Consider the following 503-nt stretch of genomic DNA (forward strand, 5'->3'; position numbering starts at 1 on the left):
TGTCGGACGGGGCGTTTCGTAAATTTACAGATGTTCATGTATTACCCATAAATTCATCCGCGTACTGGTCCGCCTTGGCCTGGTTGCACAGATTACAGGCGCAGACGCAGTTTACCGGCGTGGTATGTCCGCCTTTGGCGCGGGGCAGCAGGTGGTCGATCGTATCCCCGTACAGGCCGCAGAAATGGCATGTATAGTTGTCCCGGGTCAAAATATACCGGCGAAAGTCCTTGTTGCTGTACAGCCGGCGGATCGTCCGCCTGTTGACTACCACGGCGGCCTGCTCCCGAACCAGCGTAACGGCGAGATCGAGATCGATCTCCTGATGCCAGCGCCGCCCCTTGTCGCTGTGCCCCCGCATTAGAATCATTCCCTGCTTGGAGGGAATGAGCGCGGAGACATCATCCGGAGCGGGCTTCGGCCCGCGCTGGCGCTGAAGGGACGACGTCTGCTCCGCCGCGCGCAGACGGGGCTTGGGCTTGGCGGAGCCATCCCCAGCCGAG

Annotated in this window: 1 protein-coding gene; it reads right to left on the reverse strand. The window is 61.0% G+C overall.

The features are described from left to right. Positions 1-34: 34 nt before the first annotated feature. Positions 35-503: HNH endonuclease (locus tag L691_RS30380; protein ID WP_025693365.1), on the reverse strand; the 469-nt coding region annotated here is incomplete at its 5' end.

Origin of the sequence: Paenibacillus zanthoxyli JH29, from assembly GCF_000520715.1 — a bacterium.
In the GTDB taxonomy this organism is placed as follows: Bacteria; Bacillota; Bacilli; order Paenibacillales; family Paenibacillaceae; genus Paenibacillus_AQ; species Paenibacillus_AQ zanthoxyli.